Source organism: Paenibacillus sp. J22FR5, assembly GCF_059691975.1.
Window position 1 is genome coordinate 1 of sequence record NZ_JCAUAN010000008.1, and the last position, 18,426, is coordinate 18,426.

General features: G+C 46.6%; 18 protein-coding genes. 17 read left to right on the forward strand and 1 reads right to left on the reverse strand.

Annotated elements, in window-relative coordinates; genetic code table 11:
- The first annotated feature begins 552 nt into the window (after positions 1–552).
- Entirely contained in the window at positions 553–1,116 is a 564-nt protein-coding gene (gene rsmD / locus AC58P7_RS13130) for a 16S rRNA (guanine(966)-N(2))-methyltransferase RsmD (RefSeq protein WP_497343446.1), read from the forward strand.
- Between the two features lie 17 nt (positions 1,117–1,133).
- On the forward strand, positions 1,134–1,646 hold the full coding sequence (gene coaD / locus AC58P7_RS13135; RefSeq protein ID WP_497343776.1) for a pantetheine-phosphate adenylyltransferase: 513 nt from the start codon (positions 1,134–1,136) through the stop codon (positions 1,644–1,646).
- A gap of 24 nt (positions 1,647–1,670) precedes the next feature.
- Here coaD and AC58P7_RS13140 read toward each other — a convergent pair whose 3' ends face one another.
- On the reverse strand, positions 1,671–2,972 hold the full coding sequence (locus AC58P7_RS13140) for a nucleoside recognition domain-containing protein (RefSeq protein WP_497343448.1): 1,302 nt from the start codon (positions 2,970–2,972) through the stop codon (positions 1,671–1,673).
- Between the two features lie 101 nt (positions 2,973–3,073).
- On the opposite strand from AC58P7_RS13140, the gene AC58P7_RS13145 reads away from it, so the two are divergent.
- From AC58P7_RS13145 to ffh, 15 genes are all read left to right on the forward strand, one after another.
- On the forward strand, positions 3,074–4,195 hold the full coding sequence (locus tag AC58P7_RS13145; protein ID WP_497343450.1) for a SepM family pheromone-processing serine protease: 1,122 nt from the start codon (positions 3,074–3,076) through the stop codon (positions 4,193–4,195).
- Positions 4,196–4,284: 89 nt separating this feature from the next.
- Complete coding sequence (locus AC58P7_RS13150) at positions 4,285–4,794, forward strand: YceD family protein (protein WP_497343452.1); 510 nt, start codon at positions 4,285–4,287, stop codon at positions 4,792–4,794.
- Between the two features lie 37 nt (positions 4,795–4,831).
- Complete coding sequence (gene rpmF / locus AC58P7_RS13155) at positions 4,832–5,005, forward strand: 50S ribosomal protein L32 (RefSeq protein ID WP_028558232.1); 174 nt, start codon at positions 4,832–4,834, stop codon at positions 5,003–5,005.
- A gap of 118 nt (positions 5,006–5,123) precedes the next feature.
- On the forward strand, positions 5,124–5,738 hold the full coding sequence (fapR, locus tag AC58P7_RS13160; protein WP_164483581.1) for a transcription factor FapR: 615 nt from the start codon (positions 5,124–5,126) through the stop codon (positions 5,736–5,738).
- Positions 5,722–6,726 carry a phosphate acyltransferase PlsX gene (gene plsX, locus AC58P7_RS13165; RefSeq protein ID WP_497343454.1) on the forward strand — a complete coding sequence of 335 codons (1,005 nt, stop codon included), beginning with the start codon at positions 5,722–5,724 and terminating at the stop codon, positions 6,724–6,726. The genes fapR and plsX overlap by 17 nt, the downstream gene beginning before the upstream one ends.
- The gene (locus tag AC58P7_RS13170; protein WP_497343456.1) at positions 6,723–7,709 is read left to right on the forward strand and encodes a beta-ketoacyl-ACP synthase III; all 987 of its coding nucleotides are present in this window, start codon (positions 6,723–6,725) and stop codon (positions 7,707–7,709) included. The genes plsX and AC58P7_RS13170 overlap by 4 nt, the downstream gene beginning before the upstream one ends.
- Positions 7,710–7,778: 69 nt before the next feature.
- Positions 7,779–8,729, forward strand: a complete 951-nt coding sequence (gene fabD, locus AC58P7_RS13175) for an ACP S-malonyltransferase (RefSeq protein ID WP_497343458.1) — start codon at positions 7,779–7,781, stop codon at positions 8,727–8,729.
- Entirely contained in the window at positions 8,716–9,456 is a 741-nt protein-coding gene (fabG, locus tag AC58P7_RS13180; RefSeq protein WP_497255492.1) for a 3-oxoacyl-[acyl-carrier-protein] reductase, read from the forward strand. The genes fabD and fabG overlap by 14 nt, the downstream gene beginning before the upstream one ends.
- An 85-nt stretch (positions 9,457–9,541) precedes the next feature.
- Positions 9,542–9,775: an acyl carrier protein gene (gene acpP / locus AC58P7_RS13185; RefSeq protein ID WP_028558238.1), complete on the forward strand. Its 234-nt coding sequence runs from the start codon at positions 9,542–9,544 to the stop codon at positions 9,773–9,775.
- Positions 9,776–9,867: 92 nt separating this feature from the next.
- The gene (fabF, locus tag AC58P7_RS13190) at positions 9,868–11,103 is read left to right on the forward strand and encodes a beta-ketoacyl-ACP synthase II (protein WP_497343460.1); all 1,236 of its coding nucleotides are present in this window, start codon (positions 9,868–9,870) and stop codon (positions 11,101–11,103) included.
- Between the two features lie 60 nt (positions 11,104–11,163).
- The gene (rnc, locus tag AC58P7_RS13195) at positions 11,164–11,865 is read left to right on the forward strand and encodes a ribonuclease III (RefSeq protein WP_497343462.1); all 702 of its coding nucleotides are present in this window, start codon (positions 11,164–11,166) and stop codon (positions 11,863–11,865) included.
- A 94-nt stretch (positions 11,866–11,959) separates the two neighbouring features.
- Positions 11,960–15,535 carry a chromosome segregation protein SMC gene (smc, locus tag AC58P7_RS13200; RefSeq protein ID WP_497343464.1) on the forward strand — a complete coding sequence of 1,192 codons (3,576 nt, stop codon included), beginning with the start codon at positions 11,960–11,962 and terminating at the stop codon, positions 15,533–15,535.
- 64 nt (positions 15,536–15,599) lie between these two features.
- A complete protein-coding gene (gene ftsY / locus AC58P7_RS13205; RefSeq protein WP_497343466.1) occupies positions 15,600–16,589 on the forward strand; it encodes a signal recognition particle-docking protein FtsY in 990 nt (329 codons plus the stop codon).
- Between the two features lie 81 nt (positions 16,590–16,670).
- Positions 16,671–17,021, forward strand: a complete 351-nt coding sequence (locus tag AC58P7_RS13210; protein WP_497343468.1) for a putative DNA-binding protein — start codon at positions 16,671–16,673, stop codon at positions 17,019–17,021.
- Between the two features lie 30 nt (positions 17,022–17,051).
- Positions 17,052–18,410 (forward strand): signal recognition particle protein, encoded by a 1,359-nt coding sequence (gene ffh, locus AC58P7_RS13215; RefSeq protein ID WP_497343470.1) that lies wholly within the window; start codon positions 17,052–17,054, stop codon positions 18,408–18,410.
- Positions 18,411–18,426 lie beyond the last annotated feature (16 nt).

An 18,426-nucleotide genomic window follows, 5' to 3' on the forward strand; every position in this document is an offset into this window, starting at 1 on the left:
GTTTATCTTGTGATTTAAACTTCATAGTAGAGCGACCTCCTGATGTGGGATTTTAAGGGCTGTAGACCCGTTACGTACTCCCATCGTACAGAGGCGCTCTTTTTTATTCAAATTCCAAATTATTCGTTCCACAGGAATTCTAAGTAGGATCATTAATTAATTGTAATAAGCCCTAGGAGCATTTCCTAGGGCTTGTTTTATATTATTTTAAGTGTATTTGGGCAACTCATGTAGTTGGTACCCCATCGGTACCAACTGATGATATTCGACTCTGTACTAGTCAAGATTTAGTCAACTGTTATATATAATCTATAAAATAATAACGACGGTCGTTTGCACGACCGTCTCATGGGAGAGGAGAAACCGGATGAAGAGCTTATGGGGAAACGTAAGCCTTCTCCGCGGTTGTCTACGACATTCTCTGATGTCGATAGTTCAAGCATGACCGATTTACGGTAAATTTATACATCGCAGGGATAAATTTTTTGTGTCAGATTAGTGCTTGTGGTACGATAGCAAAAGAATGAACCAGCATGAAGGGGAAAACGTACGATGAGAGTGATTTCAGGCACGGCTAAAGGCCGGTCGTTAAAGGCTGTACCTGGTACGAGCACACGACCAACAACAGATAAAGTGAAGGAAGCGATCTTCAGTATGATCGGACCTTATTTCGACGGAGGGCAGGTACTTGATCTGTTCGCTGGCACGGGCGGGCTAGGAATTGAAGCGCTGAGCCGTGGCATGGATAAGGCTGTATTTATTGATATTGAGAAGAAAAGCATCGACACGATTCAACACAATGTAGAAGTAGCCAAAGTGAAGGACCAGGTAGAGGTTTACAGAACGGATGCGACAAGAGCATTGAAGGTATTAGCGAAGCGGACAGAACAATTTCAACTTGTCTTTCTGGATCCTCCGTACCGGATGAAAGGGATTGCAGAGCTGATGACAACGATGGAGGAACAAGCCATTGTGGAGGCGAACGCCACGATCGTAGTCGAGCACGATGCAAAGGATGTACTGCAAGAAATCATAGGTGGATTTAAGCAGTTACGCAGAGCGGATTATGGTGATACGGCAGTTACCATATATCAACGCGACATCACGTCGATATGAGTAAGTAATTGAAGGAGATGAACAGCATGATGAGGCAAGAACACGGCATTACAGTTGCGGTATATCCAGGAAGCTTTGATCCGGTTACCTACGGCCATCTTGATATTATACATAGAGCGGCAAAAGTATTTGATAAGCTTATTGTAGCGGTGCTGAACAATACGTCCAAAAATGCCTTATTCACTTTGGAAGAGCGGATGGATCTACTCCGAAAAGTAACCGCGGATCTTCCTAATGTGGAGATTGATGGTTTCCGAGATTTGATGGTGAATTACATGAAAGCTCGTAATGTTAGACTCATTGTTCGCGGACTTCGGGCCGTATCTGATTTTGAGTATGAACTGCAAATGGCATCGACGAATCACAAGCTGAATCCAGATGTGGAAACGTTCTTTATGACGTCGAAACCCCAATTTTCGTATTTGAGCTCCAGTATCGTGAAAGAAATCGCTAAATTCCATGGACCTGTGGAGGATTTGGTGCCTGCAGAAGTGGAAGAAGAGCTACGCAAAAAATTCCCTCAGACCTAGAACTAGATCTAAAGGAATTTTAGGTTAATCGACCATTCTTCTCCGGAAGAGGCCCAGGCCAACCGAAACGAGCAGCATCAAGGTAAAAAGGAAAAGGAATTGCGTCAGCATTGGTCCCCATAGGCCCCATGCCGATTCGCCGTTCAAGGGAAAAGGTACCGCGGCGGCCTCTTTAGTGGCTAAGTCCAACCGAAGAAAGCTTGGTTCTGTATCAAGCACAAGCAATTGCAGTGGTTTCCATAGCAGCACCGTTGTGAATAACGCTAGAACAGCATGGAGGGCGCGTGACTGCAAGAAAAAAGTATAACGTGCACCGCTTTTCTGATGAAAGCCAGCAACCTGTGCATGGGCTGACAAGCCTCCCCAGCCGAGGAAAGAGCTTAGCAGCGCCATTTGTGGCAGAAGCGGGAGTTCCTTAGCTTGACTGAAGGCATAAGCCCCAAGGTGAATCTCCATTAATCCCTTGATCCATTGCGGCGTGGTGTCGGTGAAAACATTCATAAAGCTAAGCAGCAAATGCGTGATCGGTCGAAGGATATCGGCAAAATGCGTGATGGAAATGACATTGATTAAGACGGAAAAGATCATCATATAACCGCCAACCAACATAAGCGTCTGCACAGCGGAGGTGACTGCATCTCCGAGCAGCTTACCAAAAGCACGTCCATCCTCCCAATAGGCTTGGCGCATGGTCATAAGGGCTGACTTCCATATAGAAGCTGATTCTTTCGGTCTAACGAAATGAGATTTCACTTCAGGCGAGGCAATCTTTTGCTTGCTATGTCGCATCAAGAATCCAGTTACGATGGCTGAAACGTAATGAATAATCGCAAGTAAGATCCCTAATTTGGCGTTGTGAAGGAATCCAATCCCTATAACCATGATGAGGAATAGTGGACTGCACAAATGTGAAAGGGCCGTTAAACGCTCTGTTTCTGTGTGTGTAAGGAGGTTTTTTTCGCGCAGCGATGCAGTAATTTTTGCTCCTGCAGGAAATCCTACAACAAAGCCTGATGCCAGTGCCCAACCGCTAACACCAGGAAGACGGAAAATAATGCGCATTAGAGGCTCCAAGAGTACGCCTGTCCCTTGGATGACACCGAAGCCGATCAAGAGCTCAGTCATGATGAGAAAAGGCATTAAAGCAGGAAAGACGAGCTTCCACCAAACAGTCAGCCCCTCGAGAGATGACTGGAAAGCTTTATCGGGAAATAAAATGATTGATATTACGACTAGTCCAGCCAAAACTCCCAGCACCAGTGTTGTGAATTTGGAACTGGATCTTGCATTAATAGGCTGCATAGCATCACCTCGTCCTTCGAACATGCTTCATTGTACGCGAGAAGGCAGGCGATTAGACCAAGCTTTCACGGTGACAGGATAGGCAAAAAACATCAAAGAGAAAGCAACAGGAAAGGGGAACCTGTATGGATAAGGAAGAAGAGAGCACGGTACGTACGTGGTCGAATGATTCATATCGTTATCCGAGAAGCTCAGCAACAAGACGCTACTTAATTTCTGCGCTAGTGGGTATTATCATTGTGTATTTGTTGTTTTTTGTACGACTACCTTTTTTTATTTTTATGCCGGGTACAGCTGAAGAAATTAAGCCCATGGTGACGATTTCCAAAAGCACAGGTATAGAAAAAGGGACGCTCATGCTGACAACCGTGCGCGTAGCAGATGCTAATGTGGTGAACTATCTGGTAGGACTCGTTCATCCCTATGAAGAAATACAGCCGAAAACGTCTGTTCTCAAGAAGGGAGAGTCCGAGCAGGAGTATTCACAGCGTCAGGAATATGTCATGCTAACCTCGCAAGCAAGTGCAATTCAAGCCGCGTATACGGAAGCCAAGGTCCCTTTTCATATTGAGCATGAGGGTGTAATGGTCCTTCAAATCGTTCCAGGTTTGTCAGGTGAGAAGGTGCTTAAACCAGGTGATGTACTTTTGAAGGCTGGGGATAAAGAGGTGAAGGTCGCGCAGGATCTACTAGACTCGCTCGCAGGCAAAAAAGCAGGAGACACGATCACCATTACGTATGCTAGGAAAAAGGTAGAACTGCAAACGACATTGACGTTAGGAGCACTCCCTCTTCAAGAGGGGGAAAGCACGCCGCGAGCAGGCATTGGTGTTGTGCCGGCAGGTATGCAGTCGGTGAAAGCCGATCAGCAGGATCAACAAGTGTCTATTAAGGCTGGGGATATTGGCGGGCCTTCTGCAGGCTTGATGTTCTCCTTGGAGATCTTTAACCAGCTTGTACCTGAAGATATTACGAAGGGCTATCGCATTGCAGGAACGGGCACGATAGAAGCAGATGGCACCGTAGGTCCGATTGGCGGTATACAACACAAAATTATTGCAGCGGATCGGGAAAAAGCTGAAATTTTCTTTGCCCCAAAAAACGTAACGTTGAAAGACGGAACCAAAATCGAGAATTATTCCGATGCGGTCAAAAGAGCGAAGCAGATCAATACGAAGATGAAAATCGTAGAAATTGGTACCATGGAAGATGCCTTGAAATATCTAGCAGCACTGCCTCCGAAATAAGTCTTATCTAGCACAGTAAATATAATTTAAATTGACAAAAGGTATACGTAATGGATATAATAATCTTTGTTTGTTTGGGGTGATATAACATGCAAATTCGTTTTAGAGAGCTATCTCTTCATGGACAACCGGTACACATGAGCGAAGTAATGAATTTGACGGAACCTTTTGAGGGTCGTCAAGACATCCTTAGCCATGGGCCAGTAGATGTCGATCTTCATGCTAAGTATGAAGAAGGAGTAGTCAAAGTTAACGGTAAAATAACGCTAGACTTGGAGTTAAGCTGTTCCCGATGCTTAACGCACACGAACCAAACAATTAAGCTTCCGTTCAAGGAAGTTTTCATGCAAAAGCCGGAAGAAGAAGATCCAGAGCTTGACGAGGATATTCATCTGGTGGTTGGGGATAAAGTCGATTTGGAGCCTTACGTTGTAGAGAATGTAGTGGTCGGTTTACCGTACATACCACTTTGTGACGAAGCGTGCAAAGGTCTCTGTCCCGTGTGCGGAGAAAATCGCAATCAACGTGATTGCGGCTGTAAGCAGGATAAGATTGATCCTAGACTTGCAGGTCTCGCGGACTTTTTTAACAAAGATTAAGGCAACGCCGAAATTCGTATAAGGAGGTGTTTTGAATATGGCAGTACCTCAAAGAAGAACGTCCAAAACTCGTCGCGACAAGCGCCGTACTCACTTTAAATTGGAAGTTCCAGGCATGGTGAAATGTGAAAATTGTGCAGAACTGAAGCTAGCGCACCACGTGTGCAAGTCTTGCGGAACTTACAAAAGCAGAGAGATCGTAAAAGCATAAGATTAGACATAGTACTTCATCCTAGGTGAGGTGCTATTTTTTTTGCTTTCTTTTTGGTTGTAAATTTAATATACTACAGTTTAGTATCTGGTAATAAGATGAGATCTCACGAGATAAGGTGGTGCTTACCATCGAACGCCTTCCTAAACGACAAAGGCAACAGCAGCTGCTGCAAGCCATTGAAGCGAACCCTTTTATGACGGATGAGGAATTAATGCGAACGTTTGGGGTTAGTATCCAAACTGTCCGCTTGGATCGATTAGAGCTCGGTATTCCTGAACTGCGGGAACGCATGAAGCATATGGCCGTCAAAACGTATGATCCTGTGCGTTCACTTCCAATTGATGAAGTGATTGGAGAAGTCATTGACCTACAGTTGGATCAGAGTGGTATTTCGATTTTCGAAATTAAAGAAGACCATATTTTTTCAAGAACCAAAATTGCCAGAGGGCATCATATTTTCTCGCAAGCCAACTCGCTGGCTGTTGCTGTCATCGACGATCCGATTGCCTTAACCGCATCAGCGGATATCCGTTTTGTTCGATCAGTAAAGCTGGGAGAGAAGTGTGTCGCCAAAGCCTATGTGCGATCTGTTTCCAAAGGGAAAGCACGCGTGGAGGTATTCACATATGTAGGCGAAGAGACGGTGTTCCGAGGTAACTTTGTCATCTTTCATTCGAAGAAAGAGCAACATCTAGATAGGGAGGACAAGCTCCATGCGGATCGCGATTGATGCAATGGGCGGAGATCATGCGCCTAAGATCGTAGTTGAGGGTGCTCTCGCAGCGGCTAAAGAGTGGAAGGACGTACATATTATTCTGGTTGGTAATCAGGCTGCGATAGAAGCTCATCTCACAGAGAGGCCGGATAATCTGACGATCCGCCATACGGAAGAAGTCATTGAGGCCGAGGATGAGCCCGTCAAGGCGGTGCGTCGCAAGAAGGACGCCTCTATGGTTGTTGCAGGAAGATTGGTGCGGGAGAAAGAAGCCGAGGCCATGATTTCCGCCGGCAACACAGGAGCACTGATGACGACAGGTTTGCTGATCGTAGGAAGAATTCCGGGGATTGAACGTCCTGCTCTAGCACCGATGATCCCTACGATGGATGGTAATGGTGTACTTGCTTTGGATTTAGGAGCAAACATGGATGCGACTCCAGAGCAATTGATCCAATATGCCATAATGGGCAGCATTTACCGTTCCAAGGTACATGGTATCTCCAAGCCGCGCGTAGGTTTGTTGAATGTTGGAACGGAATCGGCCAAAGGGAATGAATTAACCAAAACAGCATATCCTTTAATGGAACAAGCTCCGATTCATTTTGTTGGCAATGTAGAGTCGTCTCAGATACTTCGCGCCAAATGTGATGTGATCGTCTGCGACGGCTTTGCTGGAAATATTATGTTGAAATCCATTGAGGGCGCTGCGTCCGTCATTTTCTCAGCCTTGAAACAAGAATTCACCAAAACTATCTTCTCGAAGCTTGCGGCAGCCGTTCTTAAGCCAGGCTTGACGCAGTTCCGCAAAAAGCTGGATTATAATGAACATGGGGCTGCGCCGTTATTAGGGATTGATGGGTTAGTACTCAAAAGTCATGGATCTTCGGATGCAAATGCTATTAAGAATGCCGTTCGTCAAGCAAGAATTGCGTTACAAAATGATTTGGTTGGCACCATATCTGCCGAAATTAGCCGCGGGAAGCGAGATATAACAACATGAACTTAATACCAGTTGGGGTACTCGGAACGGGTAAATATGTACCAGAACGTATTTTAACGAATCAAGAACTAGAAACGATGGTCGAAACGAATGATGAGTGGATCGTATCTAGAACGGGCATACGTGAGAGAAGAATCGCGGCAGAAGGACAAGCTACATCCGATCTCTGCTACGAAGCTTCCTTAGTCGCCTTGTCTAACGCGGGCATTACAGCGGATCAACTCGATTTAATTATCGTGGCAACTATTACACCTGATATGTCATTTCCATCTACCGCATGTATTCTGCAAGAAAAGCTAGGAGCTAAGAAAGCGGCAGCGTTCGACTTATCAGCAGCTTGCTCAGGCTTCGTATATGGACTTGCTAATGCGTCTAACTTCATTGCAACAGGTACTTATAAATATGCGCTCGTTATCGGTGCAGATTGCTTGTCCAAAATTACGGATTACACGGATCGTAATACTTGTATTCTCTTTGGAGATGGGGCAGGTGCTGTTGTTATTGGTGAGGTGCCAGAAGAAAGAGGCTTTAAATCCTTTGAATTAGGCGCTGACGGCACGGGAGGTCCTCTTCTGAAAATTGAGGGAGGCGGTTCCCGCAATCCAGCTTCTCAGAATTCTCTTGACCAGCGGTTGCATTACATCTACATGGCAGGTGCCGAAGTCTTCAAGTTTGCAGTTCGTATTATGGGGAATGCAGCGGATGAAGCACTGCGTAAAGCTGGTTGGGAGAAAACCGATATTGATCTGCTTGTCCCTCACCAAGCTAACATGAGAATTATTCAATCCTCACTGAACCGCTTAGAATTGTCGGATGATAAATGTATGATTAATTTGGACAAGTATGGCAATATGTCAGCTGCTTCCATCCCGGTTGCACTAGCAGAAGCCGTTGAACAAAACCGTTTGAGCAGAGGAGATCGCCTTGTCTTAGTTGGCTTTGGCGGTGGGCTGACTTGGGGGGCAACAGCTTTGGTTTGGTAATTTGCTAGCTGGATTTATTTCTGAGTAAAAAATGACTGAATATACCGTGGAAGGGGATCCTTTTCTCGTATGGGTAAAATAGCATTTGTATTTCCTGGTCAAGGTTCACAGTCCGTGGGTATGGGACAAGACCTATACACTTCGCTGCCAGAGGCCAAAGATTATTTTGACCGGGCGAACGCAGCGCTGGGCTTTTCCTTGTCTGATCTGATCTTCCAAGGTCCAGAGGACCAATTGAAGATCACGTACCACACGCAGCCTGCGCTGCTCACGACAAGCATCGCTTGTCTGGAGGCGTTCAAGGCTGCTGGCATCACGCCAGACTATGTCGCAGGACATAGTCTGGGTGAGTACAGCGCGCTCGTCGCAGCCGGCGTGCTCGCGTTCGAAGACGCGGTCCGCACGGTGCGGGCCCGCGGCGAGTTCATGGAGCAGGCCGTCCCAGGCGGCCTGGGAGCCATGGCAGCCGTGCTGGGAGCCGAGCGCGAAGCGCTGGCGGAGCTTTGCGCGGCAATTACAAGCGGCGGCTCCGTCGTGGAGCTCGCCAATGTGAACTGCCCGGGACAGATTGTCGTCTCGGGCAGTAAGGAAGGCGTTGCAGCGGTTGTCGAACGCTGCAAGGAAGCTGGCGCGAAGCGTGCCATCCTACTCGAGGTGAGCGGGCCGTTTCACTCTTCCCTCATGAAGCCAGCCTCGGAGCGCCTCGCAGAGGTGCTTGCGTCCATCGAGATGAGGGATGCAGCCGTGCCCGTTGTGGCCAACGTAACGGCTCGTCCTGTGACCCAGCCGAGCGATATTCGCGGCTTGCTGGTGGAGCAGGTGTATTCCCCTGTTCTTTGGGAAGATACGATTACGTACCTGATCAGCCAAGGCGTTGATACGTTCATCGAGCTGGGCTCGGGAACAGTGCTTGCCGGCTTGATTAAGAAAGTCGACAAAACGGTGAAAACCGTGTCGATTGGCAGCCTGGTAGCGCTGGAAAAGTTCACGCAGGAGGTACACAATCATGTTAACGGGTAAAGTGGCACTAGTCACAGGAGCTTCGCGCGGCATTGGCCGAGCGATTGCTTTGCATTTGGCTGAACACGGGGCAGATGTTGTTGTGAACTACGCTGGCAGCGAAGCAGCTGCTGGTGAGGTTGTAGCAGCAATTGAAGCCATGGGGCGTAAAGCTATTAAATTGCGTGCTGACGTAAGCAGCTATCAGGAATCCGAGGATTTGGTCAAGCAAACGATAGAAGTTTTTGGTAAAATTGATATTCTCGTGAATAATGCGGGCATAACAAGAGACAATTTAATCATGCGAATGAAAGAAGAAGAATTCGATCAAGTGATCGCAACGAATCTGAAAGGCGTGTTCAACTGTGTCAAAGCCGTTACACGTCCAATGATGAAGCAGCGCTTTGGTCGAATTATCAATATATCTTCTGTAGTTGGCGTACTCGGGAATCCGGGTCAAGCTAACTATGTAGCAGCAAAAGCAGGCGTAATTGGCTTAACGAAAGCTACAGCGAGAGAGTTATCTTCGCGTGGTATTACTGTTAATGCCGTAGCGCCAGGCTTTATTGAAACCGATATGACAGACAAATTGTCTGCCGAGATGCGTGAGCAAATGCTGAAGCAAATCCCGCTGGAGCGCCTTGGGCAACCAGAGGAAATTGCGAAGGTTGTTCGCTTCTTGGCTTCTGACGATGCCTCATACATGACAGGGCAAACGCTCCATGTTGATGGCGGAATGTACATGTAAGTTTCTGGGAAATGAGAATTACAAAATTGCCTACTGGCATTCTGTCAAAGATTCTCGTATAATACCAAATGAGGAGGTGAACCGGATGTCCGACGTATTGGATCGTGTTAAACGAATTGTAGTCGATCGTCTAGGGGTTGATGAAGCTGAAGTCACCCTCGAAGCATCTTTCAAAGAAGATCTAGGTGCTGATTCTCTCGATGTAGTTGAATTAGTAATGGAATTAGAAGATGAGTTCGATTTAGAAATTTCAGATGAAGATGCTGAGAAGATTACGACAGTAGGAGAAGTTACGAATTACATAAAATCTCATACGTAATAGTCTACAGAGTCCCGTTTCTAATAAAGACGGGACTTCTCTCCATTCCAGGCAAACAAAAATATGGAATCACTACATAGAAGGTGGTACAAATGAACAGAGTTGTAATTACAGGTATGGGCGTAGTTACTGCCCTTGGTCAAGATTTAGAAACGTTTTGGGGTAACCTGACTTCTGGCAAATCCGGTGTAGGTATGATCGAGAATTTTGATGTAAGCGAATACCCAACGCGGATTGCGGCTGAAATCAAAGATTTCAACATTGAGAACTATGTGGATCGCAAAGAGTCTCGTCGGATGGACCGTTTCGTTCAATTCGCGGTTGCAGGTGCACTGAATGCGTTGAAGGATGCGAATCTGAATGTGCAGGAAGATACAGATCCGGAGCGCGTAGGCGTTTCCGTTGGATCAGGTATTGGCGGTTTGAACACGTGGGAAGAGCAACATCGCATTTTGTTGGAAAAAGGCCCGAAACGGGTTTCACCTTTCTTTATTCCGATGATGATTGCGAATATGGCCTCTGGTCATGTATCAATGGTCACGGGTGCGAAAGGACCGAACTCCACAGCTGTAACAGCTTGTGCGACAGGCACGCATTCCATTGGTGACTCCTTCAAAATGATTCAACGTGGGGATGCGGACGTGATGATTTGCGGTGGAGCTGAAGCGACAATTACACCAATTGGTGTGGCTGGCTTCTGCGCACTACGCGCGATGTCGACTCGTAATGAAGAGCCTCATTTGGCAAGTCGTCCGTTTGATACAGGTCGTGATGGGTTTGTCATGGGTGAAGGTGCTGGTGTTCTCATTCTGGAGTCACTAGAGCATGCTCAGAAGCGTGGCGCACGTATCTATGCTGAGGTAATCGGCTATGGCATGAGCGGCGACGCGTATCATATGACAGATCCAGATCCGGATGGCGCTGCCCGTTGTATGGTGAAAGCAATTAAGGATGCAGGCATTACGCCTGATGCGATTTCGTACATTAACGCTCATGGTACATCGACGCCAGTTGGTGATAAATCAGAAACAATCGCGATCAAGAAAGCGCTAGGCGAGCATGCCTACAAGGTGGCGGTTAGCTCGACGAAATCCATGACAGGTCATTTACTTGGCGCTGCTGGCGGTGTGGAAGCTGTTATTTGCGGTCTAACGATTGCGAACAGCCTCATTGCACCAACGATCAACTTGGACAATCAAGACCCAGAATGTGACTTGGATTATGTACCGAACACAGCGCGTGAAGCGAACGTAGGCATTGCGATGTCGAACTCCTTCGGCTTTGGCGGTCATAATGCAACGATCATCATGAAAAAGTTTGAAGCATAATTTACCTTCCTGCGACGAAAGATAACGGAATATCATTCTCTCGGGGTGGTGAAGTAAGGCGTGAACCGTGATATTAAGGATTTACAGAAGCAGATCGGGGTCTCGTTTCGCAAAGCAGAACTGTTGAAGCAAGCATTTACGCATTCGTCCTATGTGAATGAACACCGTATCGCTGGACATAAAGATAACGAACGGCTTGAGTTTCTTGGAGATGCCGTACTTGAATTGACAGTTTCGGAATTTTTATATGAATCTTATCCAGGGCGTTCAGAAGGTGAACTAACGAAGCTGAGGGCATCCATTGTTTGTGAGCCCTCGCTCGTGACATTTGCCGAAGATTTGGATTTCGGTGCATTTGTGCTACTTGGTAAAGGGGAAGAGTTAACAGGTGGACGCTCACGGCCAGCGCTTTTGGCAGATGTGTTCGAATCCTTTGTTGGCGCTTTATACCTAGACCAAGGCTTGGGTACCGTAAAAGCGTTTCTTCAGAAGCATGTATTCGCCAAAATTTCCAGTGAAGGTAAGCTGCTTGTGATTGATTACAAGACGCAATTACAAGAACATACGCAGCATCATAATATGGGTTCCTTGGAATACCGGATTGTGAACGAACGAGGGCCTGCGCATGAGCGTGAGTTCGTTGCTGAAGTGCACATGGAGAGCGAGCTTCTGGGAACCGGTGCTGGTCGTTCGAAGAAAGAGGCGGAACAGCAGGCAGCTGCTGGCGCACTCTCCAAATTAAACGTAACGGTACAACGATAGTGGAAAAACCAGAAGAGGCGGCTGCTGCTGCCTTTTTTGTATTTTTCTCTTATTTTGACATGCGATATGTTACAATAATTTTTGAGGTGAGACCATGTTTTTGAAACGGATCGAATTATCCGGGTTTAAATCATTCGCGGACCGGACGGAACTCGAATTTGTGCGAGGCATTACCGCGGTTGTAGGTCCTAACGGGAGTGGAAAGAGCAATATCTCGGACGGAATCCGATGGGTATTAGGGGAACAAAGCGCGAAGTCTTTGCGTGGCGGGAAAATGGAAGATGTCATATTCGCAGGCAGCGACGCGCGTCGGGCAGTGAATTACGGGGAAGTCTCGCTCACACTTGATAATACTTCGCAATCGCTCCCGCTAGACTTTCATGAAGTTACGGTGACACGAAGAGTGCATCGCAATGGCGATAGCGAATATTTGATTAACAAACAGCCTTGTCGCTTGAAGGATATCACGGAGTTGTTCATGGACACCGGTATCGGGAAAGAAGCATATTCCATTATTGGACAAGGACGGATTGAAGAAATTTTGAGTACGAAATCGGAAGATCGTCGAGGCATTTTTGAAGAAGCTTCGGGGATTGTTAAATATAAATCGCGTAAGCGCGAGGCGGAGAAGAAGTTAAATGATACCGAGCAAAATTTGCTGCGGATTCATGATTTAGTTTCTGAGCTTGAGGATCAAGTTGAACCGCTTCGTGAGCAGTCAGAGAAAGCGATTCGGTTTAAAGAACTGAAGGAAACGCTTAAGAGTAGTGAGATCTCTATGTATGTCCATCAGATCGATCAGATTTATGTGGCTTGGAATGATGCTACACAGCTACTAGAGAAGTTGACCAAAGAGCAAACAGAACTATCTACGATCGTAAATCAGCATGATGCGCATTTGGAGAAGCATCGTTGGGAAACGCGTAAGTTAGAGGAAGAACTAGAAACGCTGCAAGAAAGTCTGCTTGGACTTAGCGAAGAGTTCGAGAAGTGCGAGGGTCACGGTGAGGTTCTGAAAGAACGGAAAAAGAACTATGTGATGAATCATCAGCAGCTAAGCACGTCAATTGCCATGCAGGAGCAGCGTAAATTAGATAAAGAAGCAGATTTGAGTGAGCAGCGTGATAAAATCATTGGGATTGGCGCGCAGTTATTCGAATTCCAGGCTAAGCTGACTGCGGAGGAGCAACGGTTACAAGGGGTAAGCGGTGGGATCAGCTCTTCACCTGAAGATCAACTGAAGGGTGAGTTGTTAGAAACGCTCAACCGAATGGCGCAGTCACGCAATGAAATCCGTTACGCCGAGCAGCAAATTGAGAGCATCGGACGCCGTTTGGACAGACTGGATGAAGAGCGTCAGAAGTGGGCGGATCAACGCGAAAGTATTTCGCGCCGTAAGCAAGAGCTCTCAACCAAGCTGGCAGAAACGGTTGCAGACATTGAGAAAGCAAGACAAGAATATGTTCAACTAACGCAAGCGCTGAAGAGCAAGCAAGGGTTGCTAGATGAAGCGCAGGCTATGGTGCGGAAATGGGAGCAAAAGCTCGATGCACTAATTTCTCGCCGCGACACGATGAAAGAAATGGCCAATGATTATGACGGATTCCAACAAGGTGTTAAAGAGGTACTCAAAGCGAAAAGTCGGAAGGATTTGCGTGGAATTCGCGGTGCGGTAGCTGAACTAGTCAAAGTTCCTGCCCATGTGGAAGTCGCCATTGAAACGGCACTAGGTGGAGCCCTTCAAAATATTATCGTTGAGACCGAGGCAGATGGCCGTGAAGCAATCGCTTTCTTGAAGCGTCGTCAAATGGGACGGGCTACATTCCTACCAATGAACGTTATTCGCGGACGCTCCATTTCCGACCATGAGAGTCAAACGTTAAAGTCCTCGAAGGGTTTTGTCGGTATTGCTGTTGATCTTGTCTCCTTTGATTCGACCTATCACAATATATTCTCCAGCTTACTTGGGAATGTGGTTGTAGCGGAAAGTCTAGAAGATGCCAATCATATCGCAGCCAAAGCGCAATATCGCTACCGTGTCGTGACGCTGGAAGGTGACGTTGTCAATCCGGGCGGTTCCATGACTGGCGGAAGCTTGCAGAAGAAGTCGACGAATTTATTAGGGCGTCAACGCCAAATTGAAGAGCTTGATGCTGAGATCGCAACATCCGAGGGACAGCTTAGTGGTTTACGGAGCCAGTCCAGTTCATTGAAGAGAGACATTACCGATGAAATGTTAAAGGTAGAACAGCTTCGACAATTGGGTGAGCAGCAGCGCATTACCGAGCAACAAATTCGTGCGGAACTCAATCCACTGGAATCGGAAAGTCGCACAGTAGAAGAGCAGCTTACGCTCGATAGTCAAGACCGAGGCGCTCTGCTGGAAGAACGAGCAGATTTCAGTCGCAAAAAAGTGGAAAGTGAAGCAGCACTCGCTGAGCTCCAAGAAGAGGAGGCCTCACTTCAACAAGCGATTCGTGATGCCGAGAGTTCCCGTAAAGCTAGTGAGTCAGAGAAAGAAGAGCTGCAAAGCCAATTGACGGATTTGAAAGTCAAGGTTGCATCGACCTCGCAAGAGAAGCAATCCCTTCAAGATCAACAAAGGCGCTTACAGCAGGATCTGAGCGATGTTGAGCGAGAAATCGAGGTCAACCGAGGCTTGCTCACCCAGCTAGACAGTGATATGGCAACGCTTGAACAAGAAACCGTGCAGCAAATCGAGCTGTTGAATGATTTGAAGCTAAGGAAGCAGCAATGCTCCGAAAGTATAGATTTCAAAAGGGCAGAGCGTACCGACTGGTTGCAGAAGCTCGAGCACGGAGAAAATGAGACACGTACACAGCGTATTCAGCTGAAACAAGTTGAAGAAAATCTCCACCAAACTGAGGTTCGAGTGACGCGACTAGATGTGGAACTTGAAAATCTGCTCAAAAAGCTAGCAGAAGAATATGAGCTTAGCTATGAGCTGGCGAAAATGCGGTACCCGGTGCCTGAGGATATTCAAGGTACACAGTTTAAAGTGCGTGAACTGAAACGTGAAATTGCTTCGCTAGGTGATGTGAACCTAGGTGCAATTGAGGAGTATGCGCGCGTATCAGAACGTTTCGAGTTCTTGAGTTCGCAAAAAGATGATTTGATCGAAGCAAAGACAACTTTGTATCAGGTTATTCGTGAGATGGATCAAGAAATGTCCAAACGCTTTAAAACGACGTTCGATGCGATTCGCTCTCATTTTGGGGTCGTCTTTGCGAAATTGTTCGGCGGCGGTCGCGCAGATTTAATTCTGTCTGAGCCTGATAACATGCTGGATACGGGCATTGAGATTGTAGCTCAGCCGCCAGGCAAAAAGCTGCAAAATCTTCAATTGCTGTCCGGTGGAGAACGTGCGTTGACTGCGATTGCTCTCCTGTTCTCCATTATTCGCGTAAAACCAGTGCCATTCTGTGTACTGGATGAGGTTGAAGCCGCACTAGATGAAGCGAACGTATCTCGATTTGCCGAGTATTTGCGGGAATTTTCGGAAATGACGCAATTTATCGTGGTCACACATCGTAAAGGGACGATGGAAGAAGCCGACGTGTTGTATGGTGTTACCATGCAAGAAGGCGGCGTTTCTAAGCTCGTTTCTGTTCGTTTAGAAGACGAGGAAGCTACAATGACTGCATCTTAAAGATATAATCTGCGCTTGCGTCATGTGTATTTAAGTGAAATAGCGGATTCAATTAGGAGGAACTATGAGTTTTTTTAAACGATTAAAAGAAAGTATTTCAGGTAAGGCAGAGGCGGTAACGAATAAATTTAAAGAAGGTTTAACGAAAACGCGTGATGCGTTCGTGAACCGTGTCGATGATTTATTTAGCCGTCGCAAAAAAATTGACGAAGATTTTTACGAAGAATTAGAAGAAATTCTAATTGGCGCTGACGTTGGTGTAAATACTGTTCTTAAGCTTATTGATGAACTGCGTGTAGAGGTTAAAAAACGCAAAATAGAAGATCCAGCAGAGCTACAGCCAATCCTTTCAGAAAAATTGATTGAATTGCTGAAAGGGGATGCGGATGCAGGACTGAATATCAATGCGAATGGCTTAACGGTTATCCTGTTCGTTGGTGTGAATGGCGTTGGCAAAACAACGACAATCGGTAAAATGGCCCACATGTTCAAATCCCAAGGTAAAAAGGTACTGATGGCAGCAGGCGATACGTTCCGTGCTGGAGCCATTGAGCAGCTTGAAACTTGGGGCGAGCGCGTTGGTGTGGATGTCATTAAACAACAATCCGGCGCAGATCCTGCCGCGGTCATGTTTGATGCCGTACAGGCGGCCAAAACGCGCGGTGTTGATATCCTTTTATGTGATACAGCGGGTCGCTTGCAGAATAAAGTGAATTTGATGGAGGAGCTTAATAAAATCTATCGTGTAATCCAACGCGAAGTACCGGATGCTCCCCATGAAGTTATCCTTGTACTGGATGCAACTACAGGGCAAAATGCGCTCAGCCAAGCGAAGCTTTTCGGTGATAAAACAGGTTTAACGGGCTTAGTCTTATCGAAGCTAGATGGAACAGCCAAGGGCGGAATCGTCGTTGCGATCCGTCAAGAACTATCACTACCGGTTAAATTTGTAGGCCTTGGTGAGAAAATGGATGATCTGCAGCCGTTCGATTCCGAGCAGTTTGTTCATGCGCTTTTTGGTAAATGGATAGGCGAACAGACTGACAAGGTATAATGCTTGACAATCATCTTGGAATTCAGTATGATAGGTTCTGTTGTGCTGCTGTCAAGTGTGCAACCTTTACGGAGGTAGATTATGACTGTCGATCCTATGTTGGAGAAAACGAATCGCATTAACCTGCTGTTTGATTTCTATGAACCATTGTTGACCGATAAGCAGCGTACATTCCTTGAACTGTATTTCCATGATGATTACTCCCTTGGGGAGATTGCTGAGAACTTCACGATTAGCCGTCAAGCGGTTTATGAACATATCAAACGTGCCGAATTGACACTGCAGGAATATGAGAGTAAGTTAAAGCTGTTACATAAGCACGAACAACGCATGAAGCTGCGTCAAGACTTGGTTGTTGGATTGAATGATTGTGATCCAGGGCTAAAGAGGAAAGTGACAGAGCTTTTTGATACAATAGTAGGGATCGATTGAAACCGTAGTTAGAAGCAGGAGGTGAAGCGCATGGCATTTGAAGGATTAGCAAACCGATTGCAGAATGTGTTCGGCAAGCTGAGAAGCAAAGGTAAGCTGACGGAAGAAGATGTAGGCGAAGCGCTTCGCGAGGTACGATTGGCACTGCTTGAAGCGGACGTTAACTTTAAAGTCGTCAAAGACTTTATTGCGAAGGTGAAAGAGCAAGCGATCGGACAAGAAGTTCTGAAATCTTTCACGCCAGGCATGGTTGTTATCGATATCGTGAACAAAGAGCTTACAGCCCTGATGGGTGGCACACAAAGTAAGCTAGCGCGTTCGAATCGACCACCAACGGTTATTATGATGGCAGGTTTGCAAGGGGCCGGTAAAACAACGACTTCAGGCAAATTAGCTAAAATGTTATTGAAACAGAATCACAGACCGCTTCTTGTTGCGTGTGATATTTATCGTCCCGCGGCGATTAAGCAGTTGGAAGTGCTTGGCGAACAGCTGAAGGTTCCGGTCTTCTCCTTAGGAGATAAAGTAAATCCTGTTGAGATTGCGAAGGCAGGTCTTCAACACGCGAAGGATAACGGCAATGACTATGTGATTATCGATACAGCAGGTCGTTTGCACATTGATGAAAACCTCATGGACGAGCTTAAAAATGTCCGTGAAGCAACGAGTCCTGATGAGATTTTACTAGTCGTCGATGCAATGACGGGGCAGGATGCTGTCAATGTTGCGGAAAGCTTCCACCAACAGCTTGAATTATCAGGTGTAGTGTTAACTAAACTAGATGGAGATACACGTGGTGGTGCTGCGCTATCTGTCAAAGCGGTAACAGGTTGTCCGATCAAGTTCGTAGCCAGCGGCGAGAAAATGGATGCCTTAGAGCCATTTTACCCTGACCGTATGGCATCAAGAATTCTCGGCATGGGCGATATGCTCTCCTTAATTGAGAAAGCGCAAGCTGGGATCGATATGGATAAGGCGAAAGAGATGGAGCGCAAAATGCGCAACGCCGAATTCACCTTCGAGGATTTCATTGAACAGATGGAGCAAGTGAAGAAGATGGGTCCACTTGACCAAATTCTTGAGATGCTGCCCGGTGCGAACAAGATCAAAGGTATGAAAGATATGAAGGTTGACGAGAAACAGATGGCTCGCGTCGAAGCGATCGTGAAGTCCATGACAACCGAAGAGAAGCGTAAACCCGAACTGCTGAATGCGAATCGACGCAAACGGATTGCTGCGGGAAGCGGAAATACGGTGCAGGAAGTCAATCGATTCATTAAACAGTTCGATGATATGCGCAAAATGATGAAGCAATTCTCAGGTATGATGGGGCCCAAAGGCGCCAAAGGCATGAAAAAGTTAGGTAAGGGATTTAAATTCCCCTTTTAAATAATGGTGTTTATTC